The following is an 11,851-nucleotide window of genomic DNA, read 5'->3' as shown; positions in this document are numbered from 1 at the left end:
TTGAAGTGGCAGCGGCCCGGCTGAACATGCGCCCGCACTTCCTGGCCTTCGTGCGGGCCGCTCGTGGAAAGGTCCGGCATAGTGTCCGGTGGAAGACGGGCGCACGGCGGCGGCGGCGGCGTGTGCTGAAAGCCTTGGACCGCGTGCGGTATGGGGCCCGCCTGCTACAGCAGCAGGCGGAAGGTCCGCGTGAGCTGATAGACAGGGTCGCTAGCACTGGCGAACGGGTCTTTAAACCTCATAAACCTCGCCCGGGGGATGGTCCACAGAAGTATGCCGTTCTTTTCAGGAGTGGGAAAGTAAATATACACAGGTTTCGTGTTTATCTTGGCTTGGACTATGAAACCGGGGAAGTCATAACAAATCGAGAGCTTAACGAGGCGGGCGCTTTTTATAGAGAGATTGAGGGAGAGCTTATTTTAAGCCATACATATGCCCGGACACTTAAAGAGGCTCTATTCCTCTTCTTTGAATGGCTGAACGGGCGAAAGCGTAGCCTACGTCTTGCCTTTGCCCTCACCGTGTGGCACCTTGAGCGCGAAGCTTTCCGTGCCCACCTGGCCCGGCGCGTTAAGCCTGTCTCCCGCCGGACCCGCCCCCCCCGGCCCCTCTACGCGCGGTCACGGCCCCCCACGGCCCCACTTGCCCCCCCTGTGATCTGAGCGAAGGCCCACACCTTCCGCTCTGCCCGCTGCTGTCCCTGGAGACAGCGCGGCCCGGCATAGGCCGGGAGACCTGAACCGGCGAAGAAGGCCCGGCTTAGGTCACAGGGGACAACATGACTTTGAGCCTGAACGCTCACACGCCCACCCCGGAAGGCCCGCGCCTGCTGACGCCCGGCGCACTTTGGCGGCGCTACGGGGTGCCGCGTGACCTGATCTACAGCTCTATTCACGCGGGCAGCCTGAAAGCCTATGACATGGGCAGCCCCAAAAAGCCCCGCTTTATGGTCAGCCCGGACGACTTCGAGGCTTGGCTAGAGACGCGGCGCGTAGTCGCCGGGAGCCAAAAATGAAGCCCGGCGCGGCAGCCGGGCGGGAAGCGGGGAGGCTTCGCCCACAGCATAAGGGGAAGACGCCTGGCCTGTCTGCCCCCTTCGCCGGGGGTGGGCTGTGAGCGCCCTAGGGGACGCCCTGCGGCACCCGGCCAACCAGCCCCGGCCCCTGGTGGAGTGGCTGGCCGCACAGGTGAACCCCGGCGCTGACCTGCGCGGCCTGGCAGACGGCGGGGGCGTGTTGTGTGACTTCCGGCCCGGCCTGGAAGAGAAAAACCCTTCCCTCTCGGTGAGCGTGGGCGCACAGGGCACGGTCTTTAAGCGGTTCGGCGGGGACGGCTTCGAGGGGGGCGCGGTGGCGTTCGCGGCGTCTGCCCTGGGGATCAGCGAAGGCGAGGCGGCTCGCCTGCTGATTGAACGGGCGGGGCTTGTGGACACGCCCCCGACCGGCGAAGGAACGAAGGGCGGCAGGAAGGCCAGACCGGCGAAGAAGGAAGGCGGGAAGACGCGGCGCGTAGACCCGGACGCGGTGCGGGAGAAGCTGGCTGCACAGGGGCCGCTCACCCCGGACGCCCTGGCCCACGCCCTGCGCGGGTGGGTGCCTGTCACAGCGGGCGAAGACAGCCCGGAACATGGCGAGCTGGCCCGGCGCGGCCTGGCCCCTGCCCTGGCCTCCGGGCTGCTCAGGGCCTACCGCTTCGCCGGGAAGATCGGCCCGAAAGGCGTCCCCTGGAAGACGTACACCCTGCCGCGCCACATCCTGCCCGGCGCGGTGGCCTTCGAGGTGCGCGGCCCGGATGGGCAGCCGTGGGCCGTGAAGGTGCGGAACCCCGGCAGTAAGGCGGACCTCGAGGCGGCCAAGGCCGCGCGGTATGTCTACCTCACGCAAGGGGGCCACTCCCCCGCGTGGTGTGCGCCGGGGTACATGGCAGACCCCACGCGCCCGGCGCTGATCGTCGAAGGGGAGCTGAACGCGGCGGCGGTGTGCGTGATGCTGGAAGCGGCAGGCCAGGGCCACGCCTACCGCGTGCAGGGCGTGGCAAGTGCGGGCGCGTGGCCCCACCTTCACGGCCTGGAAGCGGGGCGCTCTGTATACATCTATGCGGACCCGGACCCGGAAGGAGACGCGGCCCGCGAAGCCTGGGCGAAGGTGTGCGCGTCTACCGGGGCACAGGTCCGGCAGGTGAAGGCCCGGCGGGGGGGCATAGGCGTTTTCTCTTCGCCGTCCGCCCTGGACCTTGAGCAGGGGGAGATGTTCACCCCGCATGACGCCTGCGATGTTCTGGACCCGGCGAAGAGGCCCGGCGTCCTCACGCCAAAACAGTACGCGGCGGAAAAGGGCCGGAGCCTGCTCGAAGCCCTGGAACGCGCCCACTTTTGGCAGCCCCCGGCGAAGGAACAGGCAGACCGGGACGGCCCCACGCTGGCCGGGGAAGACCTGCCCCAGTGGTGCAAAGCGGGGGACGTGCCCACCTCGAAGCGCACGGCCTACGGCTTACGCGGCGGGAAGCTGTGCGCCCTCACGCTCAAGAAAGAAGACGGGGAAGAGTGGGTGAGCGTGGAAACGCTGGCCGACTTCGCCGCCTTCATCACGGCGGAAGTGATCGAGGAAGACGGCAGCGGGGAAGCCCGGCGCGTCTTCCAGATCGAGGGCACGCGCCCGGACGGTGCGCCCCTCTTCCCCCCAGTGGTGACGGTCCCCACCTCGGAGTTTTCCGGCATGGCCTGGCCGGTGGCGAAGTGGGGTGGCGTTGCCCGCCTACCTGCCGGGCAGGGCAAGAAGGACAAGGCGCGGGACGCCATACAGGTCCTTTCCAACGCGCGGGGCTACCCGCGCCGGACGGTGTACCAGCACACGGGATGGATTCAGCACCCCGAACACGGCCCCCTGTACCTCACGGCGGGCGCGGTGATCGGCCAGGCGGGCGGCGTGGACGGCGTGACGGTGGACCTGGGCGGCAGGCTGGCCGCCTACGCTCTGCCGGACCCGGCGCAGAAGGAAGACGGCACGGCGCGGCCCCTGGAAGACGTGCGCGAAGCGGTGCGGGCTTCCCTGGACCTGCTGAGCCTGGCCCCGGACGCGGTGGCGGTGCCGCTGCTGGGCGCGGCGTACCGGGCGGCCCTCGGACCGGCTGACTTCGTGGTGTGGACGGTGGGTGAGACGGGGCGGCATAAGACCGCGTTCATGGGGCCGGTCATGAGCCACTACGGGGCGCGGTGGGGCCGGAAGTTCCTGCCGGACGGGTGGAACAGTTCGGCGAACGCGCTGGAATCCAACGCCTTCCGGGTGAAAGACGCCCTCTTCGTGATTGACGATTTCAAGCCGTCCGGGAGTGCTGGGGATAGGGCGCGGCTGGAAGGCACAGCCTCACGGGTGATTCAGGGCGCGGCAGACGGCGCGGGGCGCGGAACGCTCACGGCTGACCGGAAGACGCGGGCGGCGCTGTACCCGCGCGGGCTGATCGCCACATCTGCGGAAGACCTGCCTCGCGGCCACAGCAACCGCGCCCGTTTGGTCATGGTGGAAGTCAGGCGGCCCCTGATTGACTCCCCGGCGAAGTCGAAGGCGTTCTTCGAGGCAGAAGAGAAGGGGGGCGCGGGCGTGTACGCGCTGGCCCTGGCCGCCTTCGTTCAGGGCGTGGCCGCCCGCTTCGAGGGGGTGCGGGTGGGCAGCCCGGCCCACGTGCGGCGCGTGCGGGAACTGTCCCCCTACTTCCGGGGCCAGCATGGGCGCACCGGGGACGCGGCGGCAGAGCTGGCCTACGGCTGGGAAGTCTTTCTGTCCTTCGCCGTGAAGGTGGGGGCGGTGAAGGAAGGCGAAGCCCTGGCCCTGTGGGGACGGGTGACGGCGGCCCTCTCGGAGACGGCCAGGGGGCAGAGTGAACACCTGACGGAAGCGGACCCGGTGGCCCGCGCGCTCGCGCTGCTGTCCGGGCTGCTGGCACAGGGGCGGGTGTACCTGGAAGACCTGAAGACGGGCGGCCAGCCGGACGCGGACGCGGCGGGGCTGTGCGGCTGGCAGCGCGTGACGCACCGGGGCGAACACGGCGAAGAAGAAAGCTACCGGACCCGCCCCGGCGCGGTGATGGTGGGCTATCACGTCTTCGAGGGCGGGCAGGACTGGGGCCTCTTCCTGCCGGACGGCTTGCACGAAGCCTTACAGCGGGCGGTACAGGGCCAGGCCGCTGGGCTGCTGCCGGACGCGGCGAAGCTCTACGGCAACATGCGGGACCGGCTGGCCCCGGCTGGGCTGATGAAGTGCGAGACGGAGGCGGGCGGGCGCGTGCGCTACACGGCGAAGAGGAAAGCCCCGGACGGCGTGCGGCGGCATTTCGTAACGTTGCAACTTACACGGGGGACGGGGGGTGAATTTCTGGGGACTTTGGGGACTCTGGGGACTCACGGCGAAGAAAGCACGTCTAGCACGGCGTTTGGGTGCGTCCCCAACTTAAATTATTTCTCTGATGAATTGGGGACTCTGGGGACTCTAAGGGAGAGTGACCCGTCTTCTTCTTCGCCGTCTGCCCCTGCCGCGCCGGCCCTGCCGGACGCTGACAGCCCCGAAGACCTGGAAGCCTGGGCGGTGGAGCTGTGAGCGGCCAGGCTGTGCGGGCGCTGCTGACGGCCCTCGAAGACGCGGGCGTGACCGTGGCCCTTTCCCCGGCAGGGGACGGCCTTGCCCTGTCCGGCAGGGGCCGCCCCCCGGCTGAGCTGCTGGAGGCCGTGCGGGCCGCGAAGCCTGCCCTTCTCGAAGCCCTGCGAAGCCCGGCGAAGGAAGAGGCGGCCCCGGCTTCCTCTTCGCCGCCTACCGTGGCCCCGTGGGAAGACCTGCCGCCCGTCCCCACGAAGGCAGGCCCGCCCCGCCCGGACTGGGCGAGGGTCGCGGCACAGCCCGGCCACTGCGGAAGCTGCGCCCGCTTCGAGCTGGCCCCGGAATGGGGCGCACTCATGGGGACGTGCGGCTGTCCCCCCGAAGCCTGGCCGGGCAACCTGGCCCCGCTGGCAATCCACGCCGGGCACCGTTGCGCGGCCTACCGCGAAGAGGGGCAGGACGTCGGGCAGGGCTACCGGGCGAAGCGCCTTGCCCCGTCCCCTCGCCCTGCCCCACAGCCCCGGCAGGTGGCCCCGTGACGGGGGTGGAATGGGCGTGTCTTGCCGCCTACGCCCGGACGCTGCCCCCCGGCCCGGTGCGGTCACGGGTGCGGGCGCTGGCCCTGCGGGGCCGCCCCACGCGGCAGGGGGTGGCTTTGAGCACGGCGGCAGGGCTGGGCTACCTCTACCGGGGCAAGCTGACGCCCCAGGGCGAGGCGGTGGCACGTGCCTTCCTTCGCCGCGAAGGGCTGGGGCTGTGAGCGGCGAAGAGATGACGGCGGCACAGGCCCGCGTCCTGCTCGAAGCGTTGCGGGACTGGTATGGCGCACAGGGGGACGTGTCCGGCGTGGCCTTCGTGGGCCGCGCCCTGGCCCGGCTGCCCCTCTCACAGCCACGGGAAGCGCGGGCGGCTAGAAACACCCTGGAAGGGGCCGGGCTGCTGATGCGCGGGGGCTTCCTGCCCATCTGGGGCCGCCTGCTGGCCTTCCGGGTGGGCCGGGCGGTCCATAACGGCGCGGACCTGCCGGACCTGCCGGGGGCCAGAGCATGACCGGCGAAGAGATGAACCCCCACGGCTACGCCCTGGCCCTCCCGTCTGAAACAGACACGCCCCTCCCCGTCCGGGCGGCCTTCCTTCGCCGGGTTGAACCCCACCCCGGCCAGGTGCGTGAAGTGGCCCTGAAAGCCCACGTTACAGGCCCAGGAAGCGGCGGCAGGCTGACCGCGAAAGGCGAGCGGGACGCCCTCGAAGTCTTGCGGGGGGTGGGCATCCCCCCCCGGTCTATAGACGGCCCCACGGTGGGCCAGGAGGTACACCATGAACCCTGACCCCGTAGAAGCCCGGCAAGCCCGGCGAAGGAAGAGGCGCGGCAAGCCCGGCACCCTCGAGGACGCCCGTTTGTTGCTGTGGCGTGCACTGACGCGGGCGGGCGAGCTGCTCGAAGAGGAAGACCCGGCCCTGAGCCTGAAGGCCATTCACGCCATTTCACAGGGCGCGGCGGCCTACGCCCGCATTGTGGAAGTGGGGGAACTTGAAGCCCGGATCGCGGCCCTTGAGGGGGCCAGCGGCGAAGAGGAAGACAGCGGCCCCCGGCTGGGCAGGGGGGCAGCGTGACCGCGAAGAGAAAGCGTCTCCTGGTGCTGGAAGCGGCGCACGCGGCCAGGGCGGCCAGGCACAGCGGGCACACCCGGACGCTGCCCGGTGCGGACACCCTGTGCGAACTGGCCCGGCGCGTCTGCCTGGCCCTGCCGGAAGACCTCCAGGCCTGCGTGACGGTACAGGGGGCGCGGGGGTATGCGGAACTGCTGGAAGCGTACTGGAGGCTGGGCTTTTCCGGTAACGGCGAAGACCTGGCGGCGGCGGCCCGGCAGGCTTACGCCCTGGCCTTCGAGGGGCAGGCGTGAGGCGGGGCAGACCTTCCCTTCTTCGCCGGCTCGAAGCCCTGGAAGCCGGGCCACGCGGGCAGGGCGTGGACGTCTGGCAGGAAGACGAAGACAGGCCGGGCATCTTCCAGCGGGCCGGGGTGCGGCTGTGCCGGGCGGACGTGGAAGCCCTGTCCGGCCCGGTCCCGGCCCTCCGGGTCTTCGTGGTGTACGGCGAAGGGGGGACGGTATGACGTTACGCGGCAGGCTCTCGCGCCTGGAAGTGCGGCAGGGGCGGGCAGTGAGCCTGTGGGAAGCCCTGCCGGAACATCTGCGCAAAGACGTGATGCCGGAAGACCTGGCGGCAGCGGCACGGCACGCGCCCGAAGCTCTACGGGGGGACGTGCGGGCGCTGAGCCTGTGGGCCTACCTGTGCGGGGGTGAGGCATGAGGACACGCGGAAAGCTGGCCCGGCTCGAAGCCCTGGAAGCCCGCGAAGAGGCCCGGCGCGAAGCCGTGCGGGAGGCGAATTGGGCGAAGATCAAAGCGGCAGAAGCCCGGCTGTCCGCTGCTGATCGGGCAGCCTGGCAGGACGCGGCCCGCGTGTTGGAACACGGCGAAGACCCGGGCACCGTGGCCCGGATGGCGCGGGCGTGTGCGTGGTTGCCGGAAGACCTGCCGGTGAGTCACCCGGCGAAGGAAGAGGCTTTGGGCTGGGCAGACGGGGCGCTCGATGTCCCGGACGGCGTGCCCCTGGGCTGCCCCCCTGCCGGGCGGGTGGAAGACTTCGCGGCCTATTTCGAGGCGTGCGCTTCGTGGTGTGACGCCCAAGCCCGGCGCGTGCCCCTCTCCCCCGATGTTCACCGGCTGGCCCGGTGGGGCGCGGCGCTGTGGCGCTTCGAGGGGGCGCTGTGCCGCGTGCTGGGGGTGACGGCGAAGGAAGACGGGACTAGACCCGCCCGCGCAGAGCCGTGAAGGAAGCAGGAGGCCCCACGCGGGCGCGGTGGGGGCGTTGTGTTCCGTGCATTTCCCCGGCCTACGCGCCGGACATATCGGACAACTTGCGCGGTGTTTTTGGAAGGCCCACAGGTCAGGGGAAGACCGGGCGGGGACCGTCTTCTCTTCGCCGGGTGTCACGTGGCCGGGCAGCCTGGGAGCATGACGCGGCGAAGAGTGGCGAGGCTCGAAGACCGGGCGGGGATAGGCCGGGCAACCTGGCAGCGTGAGGCGGCCACGGGGGAAGCGTGCGCCCTGGCAGCGGTGCAGCAGACCGGCGAAGGGGAAGGCCAGGCGGAAGCGGTGCGGCAGGTCTTCGCGGCCATGCGGGCGGGCTACCGGCCCGGCGTGGGGGCGGCAGACTTCGAGCGGGCCGGGGACGCGGCCCTAGACCGGCTAGAAGCCCTGCTGTCCCCGGACGCCTTCGCGCTGGCCCTGGCCTTCATGGTGCGCGGGCTGCCGTGAGGCGTGGGGACCGGCACGCCTGCTTTCCCGTTGTGTCCTATGGTGTCCTATAGCTTCCTGCCATGTCCTAAGCTGCTCTAAACTGATAGCCTGACGCCCGTAAGGATGGGGCGAGAAGGAAGGGGCAGGATAGGGCTATGAGCGCGGTCATGCTGGGCGACATTGGGCAACTGCCGAAGGCAAGCAAGCCCGCCGAAGGCGTGAATTACCGCGCCCTGACTGGGGAAGTGCTGCGCCTTCGTGCTGAACTGCCACGCCGGTGGGAAGCCCTGCCGGAAGCAGAACGGGCGGCGCTGTACCGGGTGGCCCTTGAGGCGGCCACATTCCAGCCTTCCGTTTTGCATCTGGTCCGCGCGGCTCCCCGCGCCCTTCGCCTTTATCGGGCGGGCCGGGTAGGGGACTTCCTGGACTACGCCCGCACGCTTTCCCTGTTGTGGGATGACATTCTTTCCCTCTCAGAGAATGACAGCCCCGCATTTCAGCGTGACGCTCTGGACGCCATTCAGGAAGCGCGGGAAGCGCAACCCATAGCCGTTCTCCGCACACGGGAAGACATACGTGACTTCTTCCAAAACTTATGAAGTCTTGCCCGCCGCGCAGTTCGGTCGCACCGTCAAGGCGTACCTGAAAACCCTGAGCAAGCGGGAAGACGCGGCAGCGCGTGAAATCTTTGAGACGCTGACCGTAGCACTTTCGGAGAACCCGCGCCAGATGCGCGGGCAATCTTTGGCGTGGCTGGAAAAGATCGAGCCGGAACCCTGGCCCGGCCCCACTTTGGCCGGGGACAAGCGGGGAAGGTACAGCCTAAAAGGGTGGGAGTTCTGGAAGGCGTACCTTCACTTCCCCTATGCGAAGGGGGCAGCCCGGAAAGGCCGGGTCATGTACGCGATTGACGAAGCCAGTCGGGCGGTTCACCTGCTGATGATGTACACCCATGCGGAATACCAGAGCCGCCCGGATGATGGCTTTCTAGAAGGCGTGATGCGGGAAAGCGGCATCCCCCCACGTCAGTAAAGCCCCACGCCCCCCGGCGAAGGGAAGACGTGGGGCGGGTTGGGGGAAGTTACGCGCGGGCCTTCGCGCTGGCCCTGGCCTTCATGGTGCGCGGGCTGCCTGCCAGCTCTCCCGCGCTTCCCCGTAGGCTTCGAGAGCTGCCAGCACTTCGCGGGCCACCCGGACGGCGTGAAGGCTCAGCACCGTTTGGGCGGCGGGCGTCTCGAAGGTGACGCGGCTGCCAGCGGGCAGGAAGACCCGCTTTTTCTTGTCGAGCGTGGGCAGCGGGTGGGGAAGCACGGCGGTGACGGTCGCGTCTTCCGGTACGCGGTAGGGGCGCACCTGCCCGGCGTGATCTTCCGCGCACAGGTACAGGGCGGGCCGCCCGTCCCCCTCGAAGATCAGGGCAGCCCCGCGCAGGGTGACGGCCTGGGGGAAGAGGGGCCGGGGTGCTCTGCCGCTCATTCTTCGCCGCCTTCCTCCCTGGCGAACCCCAGGGCCGCCCACACGGCGGGGAGAAGCAGGTCCGGCACGATCACGGTCCGGCCCTCCAGGGGTGCCCCGCAGAAGGCCAGCACGGCAGGCGTGTACTCCGGGGTCAAAGCGGCGTTCTGTTCTGCGGGAACGTCCAGCACTTCGCCGCCTTCCAGCGTGAGCCGTGCGCCGCCTTCCGGCAGGGCTTCCACGTGGGCGAGGGTGGGCAGGGGATGGCGAAGGGTGAGAGGCTTTTGCACGCTGTCGAAGACGCGGGACAGGGCCGCGTCATGGGGTGCGGGGACGGCGAAGGTGCGGGCGCTGGGGTCTTTCCAGTCTTCGAGCAGGACGGCCACGCCCTGCGCGGTCAGGGGCAGGAAGGAAGCGCGGGGCGTCAAGGCCGGGGACAGGTGGAAGACCTCGCCCCCTTCGAGGGTCAGGCGGGCCGCACGTCCGGGCAGGACTTCCACGGCTTGCACCCTGGGCAGGCGGAGGGGAGCGGCGGTGCTGTCATTGGCAGGCATGGGGGACGCGTCCTTTCGAGGTCAAGCGGGCGAGGGTCACGACCAGGGCCAGGAAGCCTACGGCGGGACCGAGTACGGCGAAGGTGTAGGCGTGGGGGCCAGGCTGCGAAGCCAGGTGAAGGGCGGTGAAGTAGGCCAGCCACAGGGCAAGGGGGCGCATGGGCAGGGGCTTCCTTTCGAGAGGGGGCCGGGCTGGAAGCGGAAGGGGGCGGCGAAGGGGTGAAGGTCTTCGTCTTCGCCGTCTCAGGTCATGCGGCGCGGCTTCCAGCCGGGGAAGGGGGGCGCGGGTGGCCCCCCGTGCGCTTAGGCGGCGCGGGCCTGGGGAAAGAGGGCGCATAGGAAGCGCCACACCTGCCGGGCCTGATCTTCCGTGAGGGCGGCCAGGCTGTAGACCGGTAGATTCAGCGCGGCCCCGGCGAAGCTGTAATGCTCCCCGCTGGGGATACCGGCGCGGCCCATCAGCCGGTGAAGCTTCGCGGCGCGGGCCTTCCCGATGGTGGGGACGGGCGCGGGGGTGAAGCTGTAGAGGACCGTGCGGGGGTGGGCGAGGACGGCGGCCACTTCTTCGAGGCTGGCCCGGCGAAGGAAGGCGGCGGGGTACACGCCGGACGCGGCGGCGTAGACTTCCGCGCCCTGGGCGGTCACGCGCAGCACCTGCGTGGTGTAGCTGTGGGGGTTGAAGACGCTGTAGGTACCGGGGGCGGGAGTGGTAGTGTTCACGTTGCTTCCTTTCGTGTACTCGGGGGGGAGTCAGTTAGGGGGCGGAACTCTTGGCCGGGTGTCGCCCTCTTTCTGCTGGTCTTATACTACCCCTTTCGGGTAGGAGAGTCAACCCTTTACGGGTAGTAACCCGGAAGTGGTAGGCTGTGCCCATGAATGATGAGATACGGGCGAAGGTCGACGCCCGGTTAAGAGAAAAGGGCATGACGCGGGCAGAACTGGCCCGCGCTACAGGTATCCATGCGAACCACATAACCCGCGCCCTGAACAACACGGGCGGCAGGGGCGGGAACGTGCCCCCAGTCTGGCAAGCCATCCTCGAAGCCCTAGACCTGCGGCTGACGGTGGAACCGGGGGCGATGCGGGGCGGCGAAGGGAAGGGTAGGGAGCAACGTGACGGCTGACCTCCTGCATGAGGTAGACACCCTGAATGCCCGGCTGAAGGCGTACCCGCTGCCCGCGTCTCTCCGGGCCAGCATCGAAGCGGATTGGGAAGTTTCGCAGACGTACAACAGCAACGCGATAGAGGGCAACACGCTGAGCCTGGCGGAAACGAAAGCAGTGCTGCTGGACGGCGTGACGGTCAGCGGGCACCCCCTGAGAGAACACCTGGAAGCAGTGAACCACCGGGAGGCGTGGCGGCTCATGCGCCGCATGGCGGCCCAGCCCGCCCCGCTGAGTGAAGATGACGTGCTGGCCCTTCACCGGACCATCCTGACCGGCATTCAATCCGATGACGCCGGGGTGTACCGGCGGGACCGCGTGCGGGTGGTGGGTTCCTCGCGCATCTTCCCCAACCCCCTCAAGGTGCCGGACCTGATGGGCGAGCTGATCGCGGACCTGAACACCCAGGCGAGCGAGGTTCACCCGGTCATCCTGGCCGCCCGCGCGCATTACGGCCTGGTCGCCGTTCACCCCTTCATTGATGGGAACGGGCGCACGGCGCGGCTGCTGATGAACCTTCTCCTGATTCGGGCGGGCTATCCCCCGGCCCTTATTCCCGTGACGGGGCGGGCAGAGTATTACGCGGCGCTAGAGGAAGCCAACGGCGGCAACCTGGCCCCCTTCGAGGCCCTGGTGACGGGGCGCGTGCTGGCAAGCGTGCGTGACCTGCTGGCCGTGGTAGGTGACGGCGAAGAGGAAAGCGGGCCGGGGTCGTGAAGCCCCCCCTTCCTGCCCTCTGAGGGCTGTCCTCTCAGCACGGCACAACTCCGGCCCGCTGTGACCCGCT

Annotated in this window: 20 protein-coding genes; 16 read left to right on the top strand and 4 right to left on the bottom strand. The window is 69.4% G+C overall.

What is annotated here, in order from left to right; genetic code table 11:
* Positions 1-778 precede the first annotated feature (778 nt).
* The 14 genes from EI73_RS08770 (at position 779) to EI73_RS08710 (ending at position 8,923) form a co-directional block, all read left to right on the top strand.
* Positions 779-1,015, top strand: a complete 237-nt coding sequence (locus tag EI73_RS08770) for a hypothetical protein (RefSeq protein WP_231557313.1) — start codon at positions 779-781, stop codon at positions 1,013-1,015.
* Positions 1,016-1,112: 97 nt separating this feature from the next.
* On the top strand, positions 1,113-4,589 hold the full coding sequence (locus EI73_RS08760) for a DUF927 domain-containing protein (RefSeq protein ID WP_051935460.1): 3,477 nt from the start codon (positions 1,113-1,115) through the stop codon (positions 4,587-4,589).
* Positions 4,586-5,125, top strand: a complete 540-nt coding sequence (locus EI73_RS08755; protein ID WP_034386001.1) for a hypothetical protein — start codon at positions 4,586-4,588, stop codon at positions 5,123-5,125. Before EI73_RS08760 ends, EI73_RS08755 begins: the two co-directional genes overlap by 4 nt.
* Positions 5,122-5,346, top strand: a complete 225-nt coding sequence (locus EI73_RS08750; protein ID WP_034385999.1) for a hypothetical protein — start codon at positions 5,122-5,124, stop codon at positions 5,344-5,346. Before EI73_RS08755 ends, EI73_RS08750 begins: the two co-directional genes overlap by 4 nt.
* Positions 5,343-5,636: a hypothetical protein gene (locus EI73_RS08745; RefSeq protein WP_034385997.1), complete on the top strand. Its 294-nt coding sequence runs from the start codon at positions 5,343-5,345 to the stop codon at positions 5,634-5,636. The genes EI73_RS08750 and EI73_RS08745 overlap by 4 nt, the downstream gene beginning before the upstream one ends.
* A complete protein-coding gene (locus tag EI73_RS08740) occupies positions 5,633-5,914 on the top strand; it encodes a hypothetical protein (protein ID WP_034385996.1) in 282 nt (93 codons plus the stop codon). Before EI73_RS08745 ends, EI73_RS08740 begins: the two co-directional genes overlap by 4 nt.
* Positions 5,904-6,200, top strand: a complete 297-nt coding sequence (locus EI73_RS16295) for a hypothetical protein (protein WP_034385995.1) — start codon at positions 5,904-5,906, stop codon at positions 6,198-6,200. Before EI73_RS08740 ends, EI73_RS16295 begins: the two co-directional genes overlap by 11 nt.
* A complete protein-coding gene (locus EI73_RS16290) occupies positions 6,197-6,490 on the top strand; it encodes a hypothetical protein (protein ID WP_034385993.1) in 294 nt (97 codons plus the stop codon). Before EI73_RS16295 ends, EI73_RS16290 begins: the two co-directional genes overlap by 4 nt.
* Positions 6,487-6,702 (top strand): hypothetical protein, encoded by a 216-nt coding sequence (locus EI73_RS16285; RefSeq protein WP_156103497.1) that lies wholly within the window; start codon positions 6,487-6,489, stop codon positions 6,700-6,702. The genes EI73_RS16290 and EI73_RS16285 overlap by 4 nt, the downstream gene beginning before the upstream one ends.
* Entirely contained in the window at positions 6,699-6,899 is a 201-nt protein-coding gene (locus EI73_RS16280; protein ID WP_156103496.1) for a hypothetical protein, read from the top strand. The genes EI73_RS16285 and EI73_RS16280 overlap by 4 nt, the downstream gene beginning before the upstream one ends.
* Positions 6,896-7,423, top strand: coding sequence for a hypothetical protein (locus tag EI73_RS08725; RefSeq protein WP_034385991.1), 528 nt, complete (start codon positions 6,896-6,898; stop codon positions 7,421-7,423). Before EI73_RS16280 ends, EI73_RS08725 begins: the two co-directional genes overlap by 4 nt.
* A gap of 183 nt (positions 7,424-7,606) precedes the next feature.
* Positions 7,607-7,909, top strand: coding sequence for a hypothetical protein (locus EI73_RS08720; RefSeq protein WP_156103495.1), 303 nt, complete (start codon positions 7,607-7,609; stop codon positions 7,907-7,909).
* A gap of 137 nt (positions 7,910-8,046) precedes the next feature.
* Positions 8,047-8,490 carry a hypothetical protein gene (locus EI73_RS08715; protein WP_034385988.1) on the top strand — a complete coding sequence of 148 codons (444 nt, stop codon included), beginning with the start codon at positions 8,047-8,049 and terminating at the stop codon, positions 8,488-8,490.
* On the top strand, positions 8,468-8,923 hold the full coding sequence (locus EI73_RS08710) for a hypothetical protein (protein ID WP_156103494.1): 456 nt from the start codon (positions 8,468-8,470) through the stop codon (positions 8,921-8,923). Before EI73_RS08715 ends, EI73_RS08710 begins: the two co-directional genes overlap by 23 nt.
* 81 nt (positions 8,924-9,004) lie before the next feature.
* On the opposite strand, the gene EI73_RS08705 is transcribed toward EI73_RS08710, so the two are convergent.
* The 4 genes from EI73_RS08705 to EI73_RS16695 all read right to left on the bottom strand — a co-directional run bounded on the left by EI73_RS08705 (position 9,005) and on the right by EI73_RS16695 (position 10,620).
* On the bottom strand, positions 9,005-9,367 hold the full coding sequence (locus tag EI73_RS08705; RefSeq protein ID WP_034385985.1) for a hypothetical protein: 363 nt from the start codon (positions 9,365-9,367) through the stop codon (positions 9,005-9,007).
* Positions 9,364-9,900 carry a hypothetical protein gene (locus EI73_RS08700; RefSeq protein WP_034385983.1) on the bottom strand — a complete coding sequence of 179 codons (537 nt, stop codon included), beginning with the start codon at positions 9,898-9,900 and terminating at the stop codon, positions 9,364-9,366. The genes EI73_RS08705 and EI73_RS08700 overlap by 4 nt, the downstream gene beginning before the upstream one ends.
* Positions 9,887-10,060, bottom strand: a complete 174-nt coding sequence (locus EI73_RS16275; RefSeq protein ID WP_156103493.1) for a hypothetical protein — start codon at positions 10,058-10,060, stop codon at positions 9,887-9,889. Before EI73_RS16275 ends, EI73_RS08700 begins: the two co-directional genes overlap by 14 nt.
* A gap of 143 nt (positions 10,061-10,203) precedes the next feature.
* Positions 10,204-10,620: a hypothetical protein gene (locus EI73_RS16695; protein WP_231557312.1), complete on the bottom strand. Its 417-nt coding sequence runs from the start codon at positions 10,618-10,620 to the stop codon at positions 10,204-10,206.
* Between the two features lie 152 nt (positions 10,621-10,772).
* Between EI73_RS16695 and EI73_RS08690 the strand changes: the two genes are divergently transcribed.
* Together EI73_RS08690 and EI73_RS08685 are read left to right on the top strand one after the other, a co-directional pair.
* Positions 10,773-11,024 (top strand): helix-turn-helix transcriptional regulator, encoded by a 252-nt coding sequence (locus EI73_RS08690; RefSeq protein ID WP_034385981.1) that lies wholly within the window; start codon positions 10,773-10,775, stop codon positions 11,022-11,024.
* Positions 11,014-11,781: a Fic family protein gene (locus EI73_RS08685; RefSeq protein WP_051935458.1), complete on the top strand. Its 768-nt coding sequence runs from the start codon at positions 11,014-11,016 to the stop codon at positions 11,779-11,781. Before EI73_RS08690 ends, EI73_RS08685 begins: the two co-directional genes overlap by 11 nt.
* The last annotated feature ends 70 nt before the right edge of the window (positions 11,782-11,851 follow it).

Source organism: Deinococcus sp. YIM 77859 (assembly GCF_000745175.1).
Classification (GTDB): domain Bacteria; phylum Deinococcota; class Deinococci; order Deinococcales; family Deinococcaceae; genus Deinococcus.
The sequence above is the reverse complement of the archived record's forward strand: the minus strand, read 5'-3'. Positions and strand labels throughout refer to the sequence as shown.

Coding starts and splice junctions, on each gene's coding strand:
- EI73_RS08770 (WP_231557313.1), top strand. CDS start 779: ATGACTTTGAGCCTGAACGCTCACACGCCCACCCCGGAAGGCCCGCGC.
- EI73_RS08740 (WP_034385996.1), top strand. CDS start 5,633: ATGACCGGCGAAGAGATGAACCCCCACGGCTACGCCCTGGCCCTCCCG.
- EI73_RS16295 (WP_034385995.1), top strand. CDS start 5,904: ATGAACCCTGACCCCGTAGAAGCCCGGCAAGCCCGGCGAAGGAAGAGG.
- EI73_RS16280 (WP_156103496.1), top strand. CDS start 6,699: ATGACGTTACGCGGCAGGCTCTCGCGCCTGGAAGTGCGGCAGGGGCGG.
- EI73_RS08725 (WP_034385991.1), top strand. CDS start 6,896: ATGAGGACACGCGGAAAGCTGGCCCGGCTCGAAGCCCTGGAAGCCCGC.
- EI73_RS08720 (WP_156103495.1), top strand. CDS start 7,607: ATGACGCGGCGAAGAGTGGCGAGGCTCGAAGACCGGGCGGGGATAGGC.
- EI73_RS08715 (WP_034385988.1), top strand. CDS start 8,047: ATGAGCGCGGTCATGCTGGGCGACATTGGGCAACTGCCGAAGGCAAGC.
- EI73_RS08705 (WP_034385985.1), bottom strand. CDS start 9,367: ATGAGCGGCAGAGCACCCCGGCCCCTCTTCCCCCAGGCCGTCACCCTG.
- EI73_RS08700 (WP_034385983.1), bottom strand. CDS start 9,900: ATGCCTGCCAATGACAGCACCGCCGCTCCCCTCCGCCTGCCCAGGGTG.
- EI73_RS16275 (WP_156103493.1), bottom strand. CDS start 10,060: ATGCGCCCCCTTGCCCTGTGGCTGGCCTACTTCACCGCCCTTCACCTG.
- EI73_RS08690 (WP_034385981.1), top strand. CDS start 10,773: ATGAATGATGAGATACGGGCGAAGGTCGACGCCCGGTTAAGAGAAAAG.